Raw genomic sequence first — 16424 nt, 5'->3', positions numbered from 1 at the left:
CACTGATGAAAACCCTGAGTGCCTCGGCTGAACGCATCTGCTGCCTGGCCATTGAGCATTTCGCCGAACGCGGCTACGACGGTTCGTCGCTCAACGACATCGCGATCCTGGCCAATATGCGCAAGCCGTCGCTGTATGCGCATTTCTCCAGCAAGGATGAGCTGTACAGCGTGGTGTTTGAACGCGCCCTGGAAAACGAACGGCTGCACATGCAAAGCTGCTTCGATACCGCCAGCGAGCTCAATAGCGTGCCGGGCGGCCTGCTGGTCCACCAGTTGGCCGAGCGCTACCAGGCATCGGCCTCGTTGCGCTGCCTGTTGCGCGCGGCCTTCTACCCGCCAGAAGTCCTGCGCCCAATGATCAGTGCGGGCTTCGAAGATTATCTGGCACAGATGCGCCAGTTGTTCAGACCATTGCTCGCCCAGCGTTACCCGCAGATGGACGACAACGACCTGGAGCTGTACTGCGATGCCTGGCAAGGGATCGTCGACAGCCTTCACGTCGAGCTGCTCTATGCAACACCCGAGGCTTATGCCAGACGCCTCAAGGCGCTGTGGAGGGTGTACGGCGACTCACTGTCGCTACTGCGTCAGGGATCGTCGCCGTACGTTTCGTACATCACATCAGGCCGATAGCGGGTAGCTCGCCAAGCCCTTACCGATCATGTCCTGTACCCCGAGAATCAGCCGCTCAGCCGGGTAGGCAGGGCAGGATGCGCCGACCTTGCCGATCAGCTCAGCCGCCGAAATGGGCTTGATGGCTGTATGGCGGATCAGATCCGCCACCTGGCGGGGCAGGAAGATGGTCTGGCTGTCGGTATGTGAATCGGCAATCAGGATGTTTTCCGGCGGTAGCGAAACCGGTGTTTGCCGCCTCACCCAGAAAGGTGAAGTGCCAAAGCGGGTTTCCATGCCGTAAATGCGCCAGCGTGTACGCAAGTACTGGCGAAAGTCAGCGGCAATGGCGGTCTCGTAGGCCGAAATCAGTAGCCCCTCACCATGCAGGCGGTCCGAAGCAGCACGGGCGGCCTGTATACCTGTGGCCAGCGCGTGAGGAATACCGCCGGAGGAGAGCGGGTCAAACGATGCCGCTGCATCCCCGGCAGGAATGATCCCGCCGCCTGAGCCAGGCACAAGGCAGGCCGAGAAGGCCGGATCAGTGCGTAACTCGACATCGCTTTCGGCAGGATTGATGAGCTCGGCGATATGGCGCGTGCCCGCAAGGGCTGTCAGCCAGTTCTCCGGGCGCGACAGCTTGTTCTGATGAATGATGTCCGAATCACTCATGAACGACACTGCAACGCGGCCTCCGGGTACGGGGGCCGCATACCACCAGCCATTGGCCACGGTCTCAACGGTCGTCAAGGCCGCCGGCGAATGAGTTGCAGAGGCCGTCAGCAGAGCGCTGACGCCAACCAGATCATCATGGCGGTGGTGCAGAGCCTCATTCCATCGCGATGTCCGGCCGGCAGCATCAATCACCACTCTGGCACGCACCGCATGCTCGCGGTCATCGCTGCTGCGCAGTGTCAGTTGCCAGCCATCATATTGATCACGATCAGGCATCAACTGACGCACTGCCAGGCAGCGGGTATCGCACTCCAGCCGCCCGCCGCGCTGACTCACCAGGCGGGCCATCATGTGTTCAAAACGGGCGCGGTCAATCGCCCAACCGTGCCCGTGGACGTTGAACATGAAGTCGAACGACGCCAACTGCTCACTGCCCCAGGCGGCCTGGTTACCCCAGGTCTGCAACGGTGCCATCCCGGCAAAGTCATCCCACACCGCCAGGTAATCCAGCAGGTTGCGAACTCCGGGAGATAAGGACTCACCCGACTTGGGCCGGTCATAATGACCGGCCTCTACTACCAGAACCGAGATATCGGTGCGTTTTAGCAGGGTCAAGGCGGCCGAGGTACCGGCCGGCCCGCCCCCGATTATCACGACATCGAAACACGGTATTGTTTCGTCGACAGAACCGGTCATGACGTTTACTTACCTTGGGCTTTAAGTCTGATGGCGTAATCGTTATTCATTTTGAACTGCGCCAATTGCCCAAAGTTACGCTCTTTTTCCACCAGGTAGGGGATTTCATTACTCCCCTGGTTAACGACAAAGCCCAGCGCCGACCAGTTACTGATCATGTCTTCTTTCGAAAAAATGCCGCGTTGATATTCAACATTCTGCCCGGCCGGGATAACGGGCTGTCCGTCAATCTGGCTGACATAAGCGTCCAGCACCTGATCTTGCGGGTGAGTGGCGCCGGTCATGACATTGAACGGGCTTTGTGGCGGCCACCAGTACACATAATAGGTCGGCGGCAGTTCAATTCCGGAGCCATCGGAAAGTTGGTTGATGTTGATGTCGGAAATATTCGGGGTCTGAACCGTACATTCCTGAAAGTCGGCCATCCACGGGATTGCCATGCGTTTGGTCAAGTCCCCCGGTTCACAACCAATTTTCTTGCCATCAGCATCTGGGGCGGTTTCATTACGGCTTTGAATCGACAGGCCATATTCCCGATAGTGTGCCTGCATATCGGTTTGCCCCGAACTGGCGTGGGCCAGCATGATATGAAAGGGTGCATCATAGAGATTGGCACTGCGCATGCTCCAGGTCACTTCGATGCCTGGTGAGAACGGCCCGCCGACACAGTTGCTGATATCTGCCAGCGCCAGTTGGGTTTGCGGAGCCTCTGCGACCGCATGATGGAGCTGATGATAGTATTTCTGCACCGAGCGATGGGACGTGCTGCCGCTTGAACGGGCTGTAGTAAAGTTACCCTTCGCCCATTGGTAGAGAAAAAAGTACTGGGTGGCGGAGAGGGTCAGGAATTTATAAATGGGACCAAAATTGGTGACTGAGTTATCACCGGAATTGAGCGGCATCATCGGCTGTCCGTCGCGCTCAAGCTGGGCCGGACCGAATTCCATGTCGGCGTAATGGCTGTCGTAGTCTGCGGGCAAGAGCGGAACGCGGAAGTATTTGAAGTAGGCCATGCGCAGTTCACGGTTCGCGTCACTGCTATCACGCATGTCAAAAGACGGCCTGGCAAACTCATCCATGGTGGGAACGTTGGCGACCCATTTGTAGCGGGACAGGGCATCCAGAATCGGCTGAATATGGGCGTCGAAGTTGATTTTGAACGTGGGGTTGAAGCCGTACAACGGACAATATTTTCCGATCTCGGCAAAATAATCGGCCGAGTTTTGCGCCGTGTGCTGCTCCGAATCAAACAGGCTCGGATCTGCCCCCATCTGGCGAACGGCTACATCGTACAAGGTATCGGCGAGGGTGATGACGTTGACCACCTCGGGCACATACTTCGGACTGCCAACGATCAGCCATGCCGGCTCAGGTGTGATTTTACTGCCATCGCGCAGGGTGATTTGCGCACAGACAAAACCGTCGGAGATATCATCCCAATACCCGGAGGCACCCCGAAATGAAGATATTTCTCCTGACCCCGTGACCTTGCCAAAACCACCCAGGGCCACAAGATTGCCGCTGCTGTCGGTTTTCAGCTCGCCCAATACATCAATTTGCTCGCCACCTGAACCCACGGGCGGGAACGAACCTTTTGAATAATCGCTCGGGATGTTATAGCGCGAGAATTGAATGTTTTGCCCGGCCCCGGAAATACTGCGCGGACCCGGGTCAATAATCAGTTGCTGACGCGCCACGGGGTCGGTGACATTGGAGTTGTTAACCGGAATATGTTGGGCTTCATAACTGTTGTCTGGACCAAACTCCAGATTGCCCTGCAACTCGGAAAACGTGTACCAGATCGGCTTCTTGTTAGCGATATGGACAGTCCACTCAATGGAACTGATTTCTTCACTGTCAAGTGTGACTGGTTGCGGGCTAGTACCATCAGTGCGGACAATCTGAAACTTGGCAGCCTGGCGCTTGATACGACCAACACTGTCTTTGAAGGCATTGACGAACCTGGGCTTGCCGTTATCCAGTTGCAGATTGCCCTGTGCGTCACATTCAAGGGGTAAGCCCCCGGTGGCTTGTGGCGATAAATAAAACTCTGTGGGGCTGTTACCAAGACGGGCAACACCAATCTTTGGAAAAATCTCGTAAGTCGAACTCATCCGAACCGCCCCTCCGTTGGGCACTTGCGCGATACATGCTCTGGTGCTGAATGCCGATAATGGCATTACGGCATCAGATTATTGGCGGTCTTTTGAGTTCGTCAAGTTGAGATCAGAAAAAAATCAGTGACAGATAGCCGGCTAATTGTAAAAAGCGCTCTGCGGCACGGCTCAGGCTGGTTTGGGTTTTTATAAATAACCTGGAAAATCAGTTGTCTGGCGCGGGTGTTACGCGAGGGATTGAAGCGACGGTTCTTTGGCTCCTCGTCACTTCTGAAACACCCACTCACATTTAAGCCCAGGTCTGTTCACTTAAATGCCGCCTGCTCCTGTAGGAGCGACCTTGGTCGCGAAGACGGCGGCACATTCGCCGCTGTTGCTGTGACCTTGCCGGCCTCTTCGCTACCATAGAATCTCCCACAGAGATGTATAGCGTCTAACCGAACAGTTTTGCCTTTAAGCCACTGCTGCCTGGTTTGAACCATTGCTGTTGCCCGGATCGACGACGAGCGCACGACCGCAAAATCAGTAAACCCCACCCCCACTGCTCGGCGCAGGCCCATCCTTGAATGCCGCCGCCAGGGTCTGCAACCCCCGCATCAACACGGTCGTATCCACCCCTACCGCCACAAACTTCGCTCCCAACTCAATGTACCGCCGTGCCAGCTTCTGGTCGGCGCTGAGAATCCCTGCCGCCTTGCCGGCCTGACCGATCCGCACAATCGCATCCTCGATCGCCGCCTGCACCTCAGGATGCCCGGGATTACCCCGATGCCCCATGGCCGCACTCAGGTCCGCCGGGCCAATAAACACCCCGTCGACCCCCTCTACCGCTACAATCTCGTCCAGCCGCGCCAGACCCTCCAGATTCTCGATCTGTACCAGCAGGCACATCTGCTCGTCGGCCTTATCCAGGTAACCGTCAATCGTGTTCCAGCGCGAAGCCCGCGCCAGTGCGCTGCCCACCCCGCGTATTCCGTTGGGCGGATAGTGAATCGCGCGCACCAGCTCACGGGCCTGCTCGGCACTTTCGACCATTGGCACCAGCAGCGTCTGCACACCAATATCGAGAACCTGTTTGATCAGCGCTGTATCACCGATCACCGGACGAATCACCGCCTGGCCAGGGTAGGGCGCCACCGCTTGCAGCTGACCGAGCAGACCCCGCAGATCATTGGGCGCGTGCTCACCGTCGATCAGTAGCCAGTCGAAACCGGCATTGGCCGCCAGCTCGGCGCAATACGGGTCGGCCAGACCCAGCCACAGACCGATTTGCGCCTCGCCCGATTGCAGGCGCTGCTTGAAGGTATTGATAGGCATATCCATGGGGGGCTCCTGGGTAGGAGCGGCTTTGGCCGCGAAGTCTGCCCGACATAATGAATGTGATGCCTGGCGTGGTCTTTTCGCTGCTAAAGCAGCTCCTACAGCATTTCAAAGGGGGTTACACGAAACGGCAGGCAATGCTGCCCAACTGGTCGTAATCGACGTGGAAGGTGTCGCCCGGCCTGGCGGCGACCGGTCGGGTGAAGGAGCCACCCAGAATGATCTGCCCGGCCTGCAGGGTGACGTCATACGGCGCCAGTTTGTTGGCCAGCCACGCCACGCCTTTGGCCGGATGATTGAGCACGGCAGCCGAAACCCCGGACTCTTCGATTACGCCATTGCGGTACAGCACCGCTGGCACCCGGCGCAGGTCGATGTCGGTAGGGCGTACCGGCCTGCCGCCCATGACCACGCCGGCATTGGCGGCGTTGTCGGAAATGGTGTCGAACACCTTGCGGGTGACCTGGGTCTGCGGGTCGACCTGCTGGATGCGTGCATCGATGATTTCCAGCGCCGGAACCACCCACTCAGTGGCGTCGAGCACATCGAAGATCGTCACGTTCGGGCCTTTGAGCGGCTTGCCGAGGATGAACGCCAGCTCCACCTCCACGCGCGGCACGATGAAGCGATTGAACGGGATGTCGGTGCCTTCGTCGAAAAACATGTCATCGAGCAGCGCGCCGTAGTCCGGTTCGGTGATGTTCGACGACACCTGCATGGCGCGGGAAGTCAGGCCGATCTTGTGGCCGACCAGCTTGCGCCCGTCGCGGATCTTGCGGGCGACCCAGGCACGTTGAATGGCGTAGGCGTCTTCGATGCTGATGTCCGGGTATTGCAGAGAGAACTGGCCAACCTGCTCGCGGGAGCGTTCGGCCTGGTCGAGCCGCTCGGCGGCTTGCTGGATGAGGGTAGGGGCAAGCATGGAAAGCTCCTTATTGCGGATTGACGATAGCGGCCGGGGTACGCAACACCAGCAGGCCGCCCAGGGCGATGAGCAGCGCCAGCACATAAAGAGCCAGGCTGGCGCTGTGGGTGGTGTCGCGCATCCAGCCGATCAGGTAGGGCGCGAGAAACGAGGCAATGCTGCCAAACGAGCTGATCAGGCCAATGCCGGCGGCGATGGCGCGCAGCGAGAGAAAGGCCGGCGGCAATTGCCAGAACATCGGCAGTGCGGCGCTGGCACCCATGCCGGCGATGATCAGCCCGGCCATGACCGGCACTGCGCTGGCTGGCGTGACGCCGGTCACGGCAATGCCGAGCGCGCACATCAGCAGCGGCACGCACAGGTGCCAGCGGCGTTCACGATGGCGGTCCGACGAGCGTCCGCAGGCGAGCATGAACAGCACACCGGCCAGGTAAGGAATTGCACTGAGCAGGCCGACCATGCTGTCGCGGCCAATCCCGGCGCCGTGGATCAGGGTCGGCATCCAGAATGCCAGGGTATTGACCGCCAGCATCACGGCAAAGTAGATCGCCACCAGCAGCCATACGTGAGCATCACGCAGGATCCCGGCGAGCGAGGTGATGGTTTTGCGCTGCTCTTCGGCGGCCAGTTCTTCGCCCAGGCGTTGCTTCTGCTCAGCGCTGAGCCAGCCGACCTGGTTGAAATGCTCCGGCAGCACCCGCCAGACCAGCAAGCCGAGCAATACCACCGGCGCGCCCTCCAGGACAAACATCCACTGCCAGCCGCGCAGCCCGCCGGTGCCGTTGAACCACTCCAGGATGGCCCCGGACAGCGGGCCGCCAATCACTCCGGCCATCGGGACCGCAATCGCAAACAACGCGGTGATCTGCGCACGGCGGCGTGCCGGGTACCAGCGGTTGAGGTAGACCAGAATGCCCGGAAAGAACCCGGCCTCGGCCACCCCCAGCAAAAAGCGCAGGGTGTAGAAGCCGCTTGGGCTCTGGACCAGAAACATACCGGCAGACAACAGCCCCCAGACCACCATCAGGCAGGCGATCCAGCGGCGTGGCCCGACCCGTTCCAGTGCCAGGTTGCTGGGCACCCCGAACAGCGCATAGGCGACGAAGAACAGCCCGGCACCCAGGCCATAGACGGTGTCGCTGAAGTGCAGGTCGGCGCTCATCTGCATCTTGGCAAAACCAATGTTGATGCGGTCCAGGTGGGCGAACAGGTAGCACACCAGCAACAGCGGCATCAGCCGCCAGGTGACGGTGCGGTGCGTGGCGTCGCTGAGGTTGTGCTCAGCAGCGGCGCTTGCGGCAGAGTGGGTTGCGCTCATGGTCTTGTACTTTTTGTTGGTTGAGACGACACGGCTGGGGTTTTGTGGCGGCAGTCAGGTGTTCTTGTTGAACAAGGGGTGCAGGCTGCTGTGCTTGCCGTCATAGACCTGGTTGTGGCTTTCATCGACCTGCAGGGTGATGCCCACCGGGCGTTGATCGAGGATCGGCTGCAGACGCTGGCGCAGCACGCTCAGCAGGTTGTCACCGACCGCTTTGTGCACCGCAGCGCTTCGGCCGCTGGCCATGCGCAGGTTGGCGTATAAAAAGCCATAGTTGCCCTGGCCGTCAGCCACCGCGCTGTGCGCCGCCGGATAGGCCAGCACCCGGGTGCCGCCGGTGGGGAACACCGCCTTGCCGGTTTCATCGCGTTGTTCAAGCATGCTGTCGGCCAGCGCACGGCACAGGCCGGGAATATCGGCTTGGTGTTCCAGGTCGGCGGTGTAGAGCAGGACCAGATGGGGCATGAGGATGTGTTCCTGAATAGGGTTGGAATACTGTGGGAGCGCCCGGGCGGCGATCGGTTTTGGTCGCGAATTTTCCAGGCGCCATGAATGCTGCGTCTGGAATGGCCCTTTCCCGGCTAAAGCCGGTCCTGCAGCCGGTCCTGCAACCAGTGCCGCAACCGGTTTTACAGCCGGCTCGTGGACACCACCGCCGCCGGATTGGCGGCCTGGGCCGGTGGAATCGCCGAGCCATCCTGCGGCGTGACCGGGAACAGCGCGTTGATCTGCCCGGTGCCCGAGGAGCCGAAGTAGGGCGTCAGCACTTCGGCTTTGCCGTCATAGTCCGACCAGCCCAGTGCACCAAGCAGCATCGCGGTGTCATGCATGAAGCCTTCGCCGTGACCCTTGGCTGCGTATTCGGGGAGCATGCCGCAGAACTCCGGCCACTCGGCGTTTTCCCACATCTTCACCACGCGGTGGTCGAGGGTTTCCAGGAACGGGCTCCAGACTTTGGTGGCAAAGTCTGGCGCCTGGCCGTTCTGGGCGAAGCGGTGTGACAGCGAGCCGCTGGCCAGGAATGCCACGGTGCCGTCGTAGTGATCCTCGACCGCTTTGCGCATGGCCCAGCCCAGCCGTGCGCTGTCGTTGAGGTAATGCGAGGTGCACAGCGCCGAGACCGAAATCACCTTGAAGTGCTGGTCCTGGTTCATGTAACGCATCGGCACCAGGGTGCCGTATTCCGGCCCCAGAGTCGTGGCGTGGTGGGCCATGGTCTCGACGTTGAAGCGGTTGCATTCTTGCGCGAGCAGCTTGCCCAGTTCGGTGTTGCCGGGGAATTCGTACTCCATGTTGCTGATGAAGTGCGGCAGTTCATTGCTGGTGTACACGCCTTTGAAATGCGGCCCGCACAGCACGTGATAATTGGCATTGACCAGCCAGTGGGTGTCGAACACCACGATGGTGTCGACGCCCAGTTCGCGGCAGCGTCGGCTGATCTCGTGATGCCCGTCGATCGCCGCCTGACGAAAGCCCTGGCGCGGGCCGGGCAGCTCCGACAGGTACATCGACGGAACGTGAGTGATCTTGGCAGCCAGAGCAAGTTTGCCCATGGTGGTTCTCCCGGTTTTTATTGTTAATTGAGCGCCAACCGGCAAGCTACAAGCCAGAAGCGTTACGCTCTTTCTTGCAGCTTGTCGCTTCAAGCTTGCAGCTGCCTTATACCCCCCAGCGCGGGATGTGGTGGCTGCCCATTGAAATACACACGTTCTTGATTTCAGCAAATACTTCAAAGCTGTACTGGCCGCCTTCACGGCCGGTGCCTGAACCCTTCACGCCGCCGAATGGCTGGCGCAGGTCGCGCACGTTCTGGCTGTTGATGAACACCATGCCGGCTTCGATGCCTTGCGCCAGGCGGTGAGCCTTGCCGATGTCCTGGGTCCAGATGTACGAGGCCAGGCCGTACTCGGTGTCGTTGGCCAGTTGCAGAGCCTCGGCTTCGTCCTTGAACGGGATCAGGCACACCACCGGGCCGAAGATCTCTTCCTGGGCAATGCGCATCTTGTTGTTCACGTCGGCGAACACGGTGGGCTGAATGAACTGTCCCTTGGCCAGGTGCGCAGGCAGGTTGGCCGGACGCTCCAGGCCACCGGCCAGCAGGGTGGCGCCTTCTTCGATGCCGATCCTGATGTAGCCGGTGACTTTGTCGTAGTGCGCCTGGGTGATCATCGAGCCGACTTGAGTCTTCGGATCAGTTGGATCACCGACAATCAGCCGTTTGGCGCGGGCCGCGAATTCAGCAACGAACTGCGGGTAGACGCTTTGCTGAATGAAGATCCGGCTGCCGGCGGTGCAGCGTTCGCCGTTGAGCGAGAAGATGGTGAACAGCGCCGCATCCAGGGCGCGGTCCAGATCGGCGTCTTCGAAAATCAGTACCGGCGACTTGCCGCCCAGCTCCATGGAGTATTTTTTCAGGCCGGCGGTCTGCATGATCTTGCGCCCGGTGGCGGTGCCGCCGGTGAACGAGATGGCACGTACGTCCGGGTGGCGAACCAGTGCGTCGCCAGCGGTTGCGCCATAGCCCTGGATCACGTTGAGCACGCCGTTGGGAATGCCGGCTTCAACGGCCAGACGGCCCAGTTCGTTGGCGGTCAGCGGTGACAGCTCGGACATTTTCAGAACCGCAGTGTTGCCCAGCGCCAGGCACGGCGCGGTTTTCCAGGTCGCGGTCATGAACGGCACGTTCCACGGCGACACCAGGCCACAGACACCCACCGGCTGGTACAGGGTGTAGTTGAGCATCTGGTCGTCCACCGGGTAGGTGTGGCCGTCCATGCGGGTGCAGACTTCGGCAAAGAAATCGAAGTTATGCGAGGCGCGGGGGATCAACACGTTCTTGGTCTGATGGATCGGCAGACCGGTGTCCAGGGTCTCCAGCTCGGCCAGCTTCGGCACGTTCTGGTCGATCAGCTCGCCGAGCTTGCGCATCAGCCGGGCGCGTTCTTTGGCCGGCGTGTTGGCCCACTTAGGGAAGGCTTCCTTGGCCGCAGCTACCGCCTGGGCGACTTCCTCGGCGCCGCCGCTGGCAACTTCGCCGATGGCTTCGCCGGTGGCCGGGTTGTAGTTGACGAATACGTCTTTGCTTTCGACCTCACGGCCATTGATCCAGTGTTTGATCATGCTGCTCACGCCTTATTGTTCTTGAAGAAATCAGCTTCGCTGACGATTCGGTTGACCAGCCGGCCGACGCCTTCGACTTCCACCACCACCTCATCGCCCGGCAGCACATCGGCCAGGCCCTCGGGCGTGCCGGTGGCGATCATGTCGCCCGGTTGCAGGGTCATGAAGCTGGACAGGTATTCGATCAGGTAAGGGATATCGAAAATCATGTCAGCGGTGGTGCCTTCCTGTTTCAGTTCGCCGTTGATCCAGGTCCGCAACTTGAGCTTGCTTGCGTCTGGCACATCGGCCACATCGACGATGTACGGCCCGACCGGGGTGGTGGCGTCGCGGTTCTTGACCCGCAGGTTGGGCCGGTAGTAGTTCTCCAGGTAATCGCGGATCGCGTAGTCGTTGCACACCGTGTAACCGGCCAGGTACTGCAAGGCGTCTTCACGCTTGACGTTACGTGCCGGCTTGCCGATTACCGCCACCAGCTCACACTCGTAGTGCATGTAGGCGACGTTGTCCGGGCGCCAGCTGATTTGCCGGTGGCCGGTGTAGGTGCCCGGCGACTTGACGAAGGCCAGTGGCTCGGTGGGCGGCGCGAAGGCCAGTTCTGCGGCGTGATCGGCGTAGTTCAGGCCCAGCGCGAACATGTTGCCGGTGGCCGGTGGCAGCCACTGCACCTGGTCCTCAACCAGTACGCGGCCATCGGCCAGACGCACACTCAGACTGGCGTCATCGCCGACTTCGACCTGCACGTTGTGGACCTGGCCTTCAAAGCCAATGCGAGCGTGTTTCATGGGCGTGGCTCCTGTTCGGCGACGATGCTGTTGCTCAGTCGGCCCAGGCCGCTGATCTGCACCTCGACACGGTCACCGGGCACGACATCGACGCGGCCTTCCGGGGTGCCGGTGATCAGCACATCGCCTTCGTGCAGGGTCATGAACTCGCTGATTTCGGCGATCAGTTGCGGGACATTGCGCACCCAGTTGGCGGTGCTGTTTTGCTGACGCAGTTCACCGTTGACGAACAGTTCCAGGGTCAACTGCCCGGCGTCCTCTACCTGCGCGGCAGGCACCAGCTCAGGGCCCAACGCGCAGAAACCGTCGCGGCACTTGGCCTTGACCGCCGGCCGGTAGTAGCTGTCTTCGGGCAGGCTGAACTCATTGACGATCAGGTAACCGGCCACATGCGCCAGGGCATTCTCAAGGCTGACCCGGCTGGCCGACTTGCCGATCACCACCCCCAGCGCGGGACCGGCCTGCAGGCGTTCGCCACGCGGCTGGGTGACCTGGCCTTGATGGCTGTTGCGGGTATTGGGGGTCTTGATGAACAGCACCGGTTTGACCGGCGGCTGCTTGTAAGGCGCTTGCTCGAATTCGGCGAGACGCTGCTCCAGCAGACCCTGATAGTTCAGCGCAACGCCGAGCAGGGTGCCATGGGCGACGTCGTGCAGGGCACGGGTCATGTTGTTCTCCTGGCAGTGATCGGGCAGCGGCTGCCAGATCGTTTACTTGTTAATGTATTAACTTTATAAGTTAAGATGTTAATGATCGTCAAGTGCCAGGCACTGGTATGCGTCGCGCAAAAGGCGGAGCATGGCTGCAGGCGCACTGACGCTGGAAAACAACAACAACGAGAATGATCAGATGAATGATCGACAGCCGATCCCCAACATCAACATCGGTCAGGTCTATGACCAGCGCTACAGCGATGCCGAGGTGCACTACGACAAGCTGGGCAACCTGGCGGGCTTCTTCGGCCGTAACATGCCGGTGCATCGGCATGACCGCTTCTTTCAGGTGCATTACGTCAACAGCGGCAGCGTGCGGGTGTATCTGGATGACCAGCAATACGTCGAGTCCGGCCCGATGTTCTTCCTGACTCCGCCGACCATCGCGCATTCGTTCGTCACCGAACCCGACAGTGACGGCCACGTCCTGACCGTACGTCAGCAGCTTGTCTGGAACCTGATCGAGGCCGACCCGAGCCTGGCACCAGGGCCGCAACTGCCGGCCGCCTGTGTGGCGCTGTCGCAACTGGGGCCGGCGTTCGCTGGAGAGATTCGCCGTCTTGAATTTCTGTTCGAGGAACTGCGCGAGGAAATCAACGACCGGCGTGCCGGACGCGGCACCGCGCTGGACAGCCTGACCCAGTTGATCATGACCAGCCTGCTGCGGCTGTGTGCCCGTTCGCTGCAAGCGCGGCCTGCACGCCATGAAGACCTGCAGATTTTCCACCGTTTCAACGAACTGATCGAAAGCCATTATCTGGAGCACTGGGCGTTGCCGCGTTATGCCAGTGGTATTGGCGTGACCGAGGCGCGGCTCAATGATGTTTGCCGGCGCATTGCCGATCTGCCGTCCAAGCGGCTGATTCTTGAGCGGCTGATGCAGGAGGCGCGGCGCCTGCTGTTGTTCACCGGCCTGTCGGCCGTTGAGATCTGCTACCGGCTGGGCTTCAAGGACCCGGCGTACTTCAGCCGCTTTTTCCTGCGCTATGCCGGGATGAGCCCCGGCGAGTACCGGCACAGCCAGGCGCACGCTCATGATCGATCTCCTGCGCAGGGGTGAAAATGTGGGAACGAGCTCGCTCGCGAAGGCGGCATTACGCTCGGTGATCTGTCCCTGAATGCGACAAGCGTGGTGTCTGGCGCTGATGATGGGCGCGCCGGCCCTTGCGGAAAATGCCTTTTCGCCGGTTGCGCTGGTACTTTTCAAAGCGCCGGTAGTTGCCAGCGGATCAGGCAAGAAATCCAGCGTAATGAGCTACCCGGTTTGCCCAGGCTCTGGGTAAATAACCTGTCTATAGTTTTCCAGCCAGGCTCTGCTGCGCAGAGTGCTGGCCATGAATATTAAAAAAGCAGTTCACCCACCGGGATTAGCGCCATGCAGTTGAATATCAACGACAAGACCTATGAGGTCGAGGCCGAGGCGGGCACCCCGTTGCTCTGGCTGATTCGCGACGACATCGGACTGACCGGCACCAAGTACGGCTGTGGCCTGGCGCAATGCGGCGCCTGTGCGGTCATGGTCGACGGCATGCTGGTGCGTTCCTGCGTCACGCCGGTCGAGGGTGTGGTCGGTCGCAAGATTCGCACCATCGAAGCGATAGAAGACGACGAGCTCGGTCAGCGGGTTGTCGCTGCCTGGGTCAAGCATCAGGTGGCGCAGTGCGGTTATTGCCAGTCCGGCCAGGTCATGGCTGCCACCGCGTTGCTCAAACGCTCGCCCAATCCGTCGCCAGAGGAGGTCAGTGCGGCAATGACCCACCTGTGCCGGTGCGGAACCTACAACGCAATCCAGGCGGCGATTGCTGATCTTTCCAGCGGGCCTGCTTGAACCCGCGCGTTTTCGACCTCATTCGATGGAAGAACAAAACATGGCAAGGCACAACCGACCTACCGGTGCCGACGGTCAATTTCCGTTGGCAGAACCGGTCAATATCTCGCGGCGTGGCTTTCTTCTGGCCTCGGCAGGTCTTGGCGCTGGCGCGCTGGTGATTGGCTTCGGCCTGCCGCTCAGGGAGGCGCGTGCCGCTCAAGGCCCGGCGGCAATGGCGCCCGGTGCACGGGTGCCGGCGTTTCTGGAAATTCGTCCGGACAACAGCATCCACTTCAAGAGCCCCTTCGCGGAGGGCGGGCAGGGGATTTTCACCGGCCTGGCGCAAATCGTCGGTGAAGAGCTGGACGCCGACCCGCAGCGCTTTGTCGTGGCAATGGCCCCGCCCGGTGGCGACTACAAGGTCATGGACATTGGCGCGCGTTTTACCGGCGGCAGTATGTCGGTGCGTTCGAGCTACACCACCATGCGCAAGCTCGGCGCCGCTGCACGCCTGATGCTGCTGGAGGCCGCCGCCGAACAGTGGTCGGTGCCGGTGGCGCAACTGACCACCGAGCCTGGCCGGGTCATCCACCAGGCATCGGGCCGCTCGGCAAGCTACGGCGAATTGGCCGGTGCCGCGCTGGACCGGCCGGTTCCCGACCCTGAGCAAGTGCAACTCAAAGACCCGCAGCAGTTCCGCTGGATCGGCAAGCCGGTGGCGCGCCTGGACGTGCGCGACAAGTCGACCGGCAAGGCGGTGTATACCATCGACTGTCGGGTCGATGACATGCTGCAGGCGGCTATCCAGCACGCGCCGCGGCTCGGCCTGGAAGTACAGCAAGTGCGCAATCAGGCGCAGGTCCAGGCGCTGCCCGGTGTCCATTCGGTGCATGTGCTGCCCGGCGCCGTCGCGGTCGTCGCGCAACGCTGGTGGACTGCCAAACGGGCCGTCGAAGCGCTGCAGGTCGAGTGGCGAGAGCCGCAAGACAATACCGCCATGCGCTACATGCCGGCAGACTTTTCCAGCGCGGCGTACCTCCAGCAGCTCAAGGACGATCGCGACCCCGGTCAAGACAGTGAGGTCGAGGGTGATCCGGTCAAGGCCTTTGCCGGTCCCGGCAAGACCGTGAGCGCCACTTATCATACCCAGAACCTGCACCACGCCCAGCTGGAGCCGCCCTCGGCGCTGGCGCGTTTCAACGCTGACGGCGGGCTTGAGGTGTGGCTGCCTAACCAGGCCCCGGATCTGTTTCTGGCCGAGATCGTCAAATTGACGGGCCTTGAGCCGTCGCGCATCACCCTGCATTCACCGTTGCTGGGCGGTTTCTTCGGTCGGCACTTTATCTACCCGAGTGCTTCGCCTTACCCGCAGGCGATCTTGCTCGCGCAAGCGGTCGGGCGTCCGGTCAAGGTGATCTGGAGCCGTGAGCAGGAGTTCTTGCGTGACCCGTTGCGACCGATGTCAGTGGTGCATCTGCGCGGTCACGTCAACGCCGAGGGATTGCCGGTCGCGCTTGAGGCAATCACCGTCACTGAAGGGCCGACCGAAGGCATCGCCAACAAACGCGGTGAGAAAATCGACCCCACCGCTGTGGAAGGGCTGACCGGCAAGCAATACCGCATCCCTGACCGGCGCATTGCCCAGCGTTACCGCAAAACGCCGCTGTCGCTGGCCTACTGGCGTTCGGTGGGCAACTCGATCAATGACTTTGTCTACGAAGCCTTTCTCGATGAACTGGCCGATGCCGGCAAGCAAGACCCCTTTGAATTGCGGCTGCGGCTGTTGCAGGGCAATCAGCGGCTGACCCACTTGCTCAACGCGGTGGCCAGCCTGGCCGGCGGCTGGAAGCGCGGCCCGTTTACCGCAGAAGATGGCAGCCGGCGGGCGAGGGGGGTTGCCATGGCCTCGCCGTTCGGCACCGAGGTGGCGGTGATTGCCGAGGTGTCGATTCACAACGGCCAGGTCAAGGTGCACGACATCTGGCAGGCGATCGATCCGGGCAGCATCGTCAACCCGGCAATTATTGAGGCGCAGGTCAACTCGGCGGTGGCGCTCGGGCTGTCGCAGACCCTGATCGAAGAGGCGCAATACGAAGAGGGCCAGCCGCTGGCGCGTAATTACGACCTGTATCGGATCTTGCCGCTGAGCATGATGGCCAGGGTGCATGTCACGGTGATCGAGAGCGGCGCCAAGATGGGCGGGATCGGCGAGCCGCCGTTGCCGGCCGTGGCACCGGCAGTGGCCAATGCCGTCGCCAGATTGACCGGGCAGCCGATTCGCAGCATGCCCCTGTCGCACTATCGCTTCGACACCTGAGCAAGGAATCAGCC

The 16424-nt window shown here is 61.0% G+C and carries 14 protein-coding genes; 4 read left to right on the top strand and 10 right to left on the bottom strand.

What is annotated here, in order from left to right:
• The first annotated feature begins 5 nt into the window (after positions 1-5).
• Positions 6-635, top strand: coding sequence for a TetR/AcrR family transcriptional regulator (locus NJC38_RS15010; RefSeq protein WP_253115437.1), 630 nt, complete (start codon positions 6-8; stop codon positions 633-635).
• Here NJC38_RS15010 and NJC38_RS15005 read toward each other — a convergent pair.
• The 10 genes from NJC38_RS15005 to NJC38_RS14960 form a co-directional block, all read right to left on the bottom strand.
• Positions 624-1985, bottom strand: a complete 1362-nt coding sequence (locus NJC38_RS15005) for an NAD(P)/FAD-dependent oxidoreductase (protein WP_253115435.1) — start codon at positions 1983-1985, stop codon at positions 624-626. The two genes, NJC38_RS15010 and NJC38_RS15005, sit on opposite strands and share 12 nt — an antisense overlap.
• A gap of 5 nt (positions 1986-1990) precedes the next feature.
• On the bottom strand, positions 1991-4099 hold the full coding sequence (locus NJC38_RS15000) for a LodA/GoxA family CTQ-dependent oxidase (protein ID WP_253115433.1): 2109 nt from the start codon (positions 4097-4099) through the stop codon (positions 1991-1993).
• A 525-nt stretch (positions 4100-4624) separates the two neighbouring features.
• Entirely contained in the window at positions 4625-5425 is an 801-nt protein-coding gene (hpaI, locus tag NJC38_RS14995) for a 4-hydroxy-2-oxoheptanedioate aldolase (protein ID WP_253115430.1), read from the bottom strand.
• 115 nt (positions 5426-5540) lie between these two features.
• Complete coding sequence (hpaH, locus tag NJC38_RS14990; protein WP_253115428.1) at positions 5541-6344, bottom strand: 2-oxo-hept-4-ene-1,7-dioate hydratase; 804 nt, start codon at positions 6342-6344, stop codon at positions 5541-5543.
• A 10-nt stretch (positions 6345-6354) separates the two neighbouring features.
• Positions 6355-7665, bottom strand: a complete 1311-nt coding sequence (locus NJC38_RS14985; protein ID WP_253115426.1) for an MFS transporter — start codon at positions 7663-7665, stop codon at positions 6355-6357.
• A gap of 54 nt (positions 7666-7719) precedes the next feature.
• Positions 7720-8130, bottom strand: coding sequence for a 5-carboxymethyl-2-hydroxymuconate Delta-isomerase (locus NJC38_RS14980; RefSeq protein ID WP_253115424.1), 411 nt, complete (start codon positions 8128-8130; stop codon positions 7720-7722).
• Positions 8131-8294: 164 nt separating this feature from the next.
• Positions 8295-9218, bottom strand: a complete 924-nt coding sequence (gene hpaD / locus NJC38_RS14975; protein ID WP_045489290.1) for a 3,4-dihydroxyphenylacetate 2,3-dioxygenase — start codon at positions 9216-9218, stop codon at positions 8295-8297.
• A 106-nt stretch (positions 9219-9324) separates the two neighbouring features.
• Positions 9325-10785: a 5-carboxymethyl-2-hydroxymuconate semialdehyde dehydrogenase gene (gene hpaE, locus NJC38_RS14970; protein ID WP_253115422.1), complete on the bottom strand. Its 1461-nt coding sequence runs from the start codon at positions 10783-10785 to the stop codon at positions 9325-9327.
• A gap of 5 nt (positions 10786-10790) precedes the next feature.
• On the bottom strand, positions 10791-11570 hold the full coding sequence (locus NJC38_RS14965) for a fumarylacetoacetate hydrolase family protein (protein WP_253115420.1): 780 nt from the start codon (positions 11568-11570) through the stop codon (positions 10791-10793).
• Positions 11567-12238 carry a fumarylacetoacetate hydrolase family protein gene (locus NJC38_RS14960; protein ID WP_253115417.1) on the bottom strand — a complete coding sequence of 224 codons (672 nt, stop codon included), beginning with the start codon at positions 12236-12238 and terminating at the stop codon, positions 11567-11569. Before NJC38_RS14960 ends, NJC38_RS14965 begins: the two co-directional genes overlap by 4 nt.
• 181 nt (positions 12239-12419) lie before the next feature.
• Between NJC38_RS14960 and hpaA the strand changes: the two genes are divergently transcribed.
• From hpaA to NJC38_RS14945, 3 genes are all read left to right on the top strand, one after another.
• Positions 12420-13343 carry a 4-hydroxyphenylacetate catabolism regulatory protein HpaA gene (gene hpaA, locus NJC38_RS14955; RefSeq protein WP_253115479.1) on the top strand — a complete coding sequence of 308 codons (924 nt, stop codon included), beginning with the start codon at positions 12420-12422 and terminating at the stop codon, positions 13341-13343.
• A gap of 315 nt (positions 13344-13658) precedes the next feature.
• Entirely contained in the window at positions 13659-14111 is a 453-nt protein-coding gene (locus NJC38_RS14950; RefSeq protein ID WP_045489296.1) for a (2Fe-2S)-binding protein, read from the top strand.
• 40 nt (positions 14112-14151) lie between these two features.
• The gene (locus NJC38_RS14945; protein ID WP_253115415.1) at positions 14152-16410 is read left to right on the top strand and encodes a molybdopterin cofactor-binding domain-containing protein; all 2259 of its coding nucleotides are present in this window, start codon (positions 14152-14154) and stop codon (positions 16408-16410) included.
• Positions 16411-16424 lie beyond the last annotated feature (14 nt).

Source organism: Pseudomonas sp. 21LCFQ010 (assembly GCF_024129905.1).
Taxonomy (GTDB): Bacteria; Pseudomonadota; Gammaproteobacteria; order Pseudomonadales; family Pseudomonadaceae; genus Aquipseudomonas.
This window is presented reverse-complemented; position numbering and strand designations above follow the sequence as displayed.

What these genes read in the sequence shown, in the direction of transcription:
- NJC38_RS15010 (WP_253115437.1), top strand. Translation starts at nt 6, where the DNA reads ATGAAAACCCTGAGTGCCTCGGCTGAACGCATCTGCTGCCTGGCCATT.
- NJC38_RS15005 (WP_253115435.1), bottom strand. Translation starts at nt 1,985, where the DNA reads ATGACCGGTTCTGTCGACGAAACAATACCGTGTTTCGATGTCGTGATA.
- NJC38_RS15000 (WP_253115433.1), bottom strand. Translation starts at nt 4,099, where the DNA reads ATGAGTTCGACTTACGAGATTTTTCCAAAGATTGGTGTTGCCCGTCTT.
- hpaI (WP_253115430.1), bottom strand. Translation starts at nt 5,425, where the DNA reads ATGGATATGCCTATCAATACCTTCAAGCAGCGCCTGCAATCGGGCGAG.
- hpaH (WP_253115428.1), bottom strand. Translation starts at nt 6,344, where the DNA reads ATGCTTGCCCCTACCCTCATCCAGCAAGCCGCCGAGCGGCTCGACCAG.
- NJC38_RS14985 (WP_253115426.1), bottom strand. Translation starts at nt 7,665, where the DNA reads ATGAGCGCAACCCACTCTGCCGCAAGCGCCGCTGCTGAGCACAACCTC.
- NJC38_RS14980 (WP_253115424.1), bottom strand. Translation starts at nt 8,130, where the DNA reads ATGCCCCATCTGGTCCTGCTCTACACCGCCGACCTGGAACACCAAGCC.
- hpaD (WP_045489290.1), bottom strand. Translation starts at nt 9,218, where the DNA reads ATGGGCAAACTTGCTCTGGCTGCCAAGATCACTCACGTTCCGTCGATG.
- hpaE (WP_253115422.1), bottom strand. Translation starts at nt 10,785, where the DNA reads ATGATCAAACACTGGATCAATGGCCGTGAGGTCGAAAGCAAAGACGTA.
- NJC38_RS14965 (WP_253115420.1), bottom strand. Translation starts at nt 11,570, where the DNA reads ATGAAACACGCTCGCATTGGCTTTGAAGGCCAGGTCCACAACGTGCAG.
- NJC38_RS14960 (WP_253115417.1), bottom strand. Translation starts at nt 12,238, where the DNA reads ATGACCCGTGCCCTGCACGACGTCGCCCATGGCACCCTGCTCGGCGTT.
- hpaA (WP_253115479.1), top strand. Translation starts at nt 12,420, where the DNA reads ATGAATGATCGACAGCCGATCCCCAACATCAACATCGGTCAGGTCTAT.
- NJC38_RS14950 (WP_045489296.1), top strand. Translation starts at nt 13,659, where the DNA reads ATGCAGTTGAATATCAACGACAAGACCTATGAGGTCGAGGCCGAGGCG.
- NJC38_RS14945 (WP_253115415.1), top strand. Translation starts at nt 14,152, where the DNA reads ATGGCAAGGCACAACCGACCTACCGGTGCCGACGGTCAATTTCCGTTG.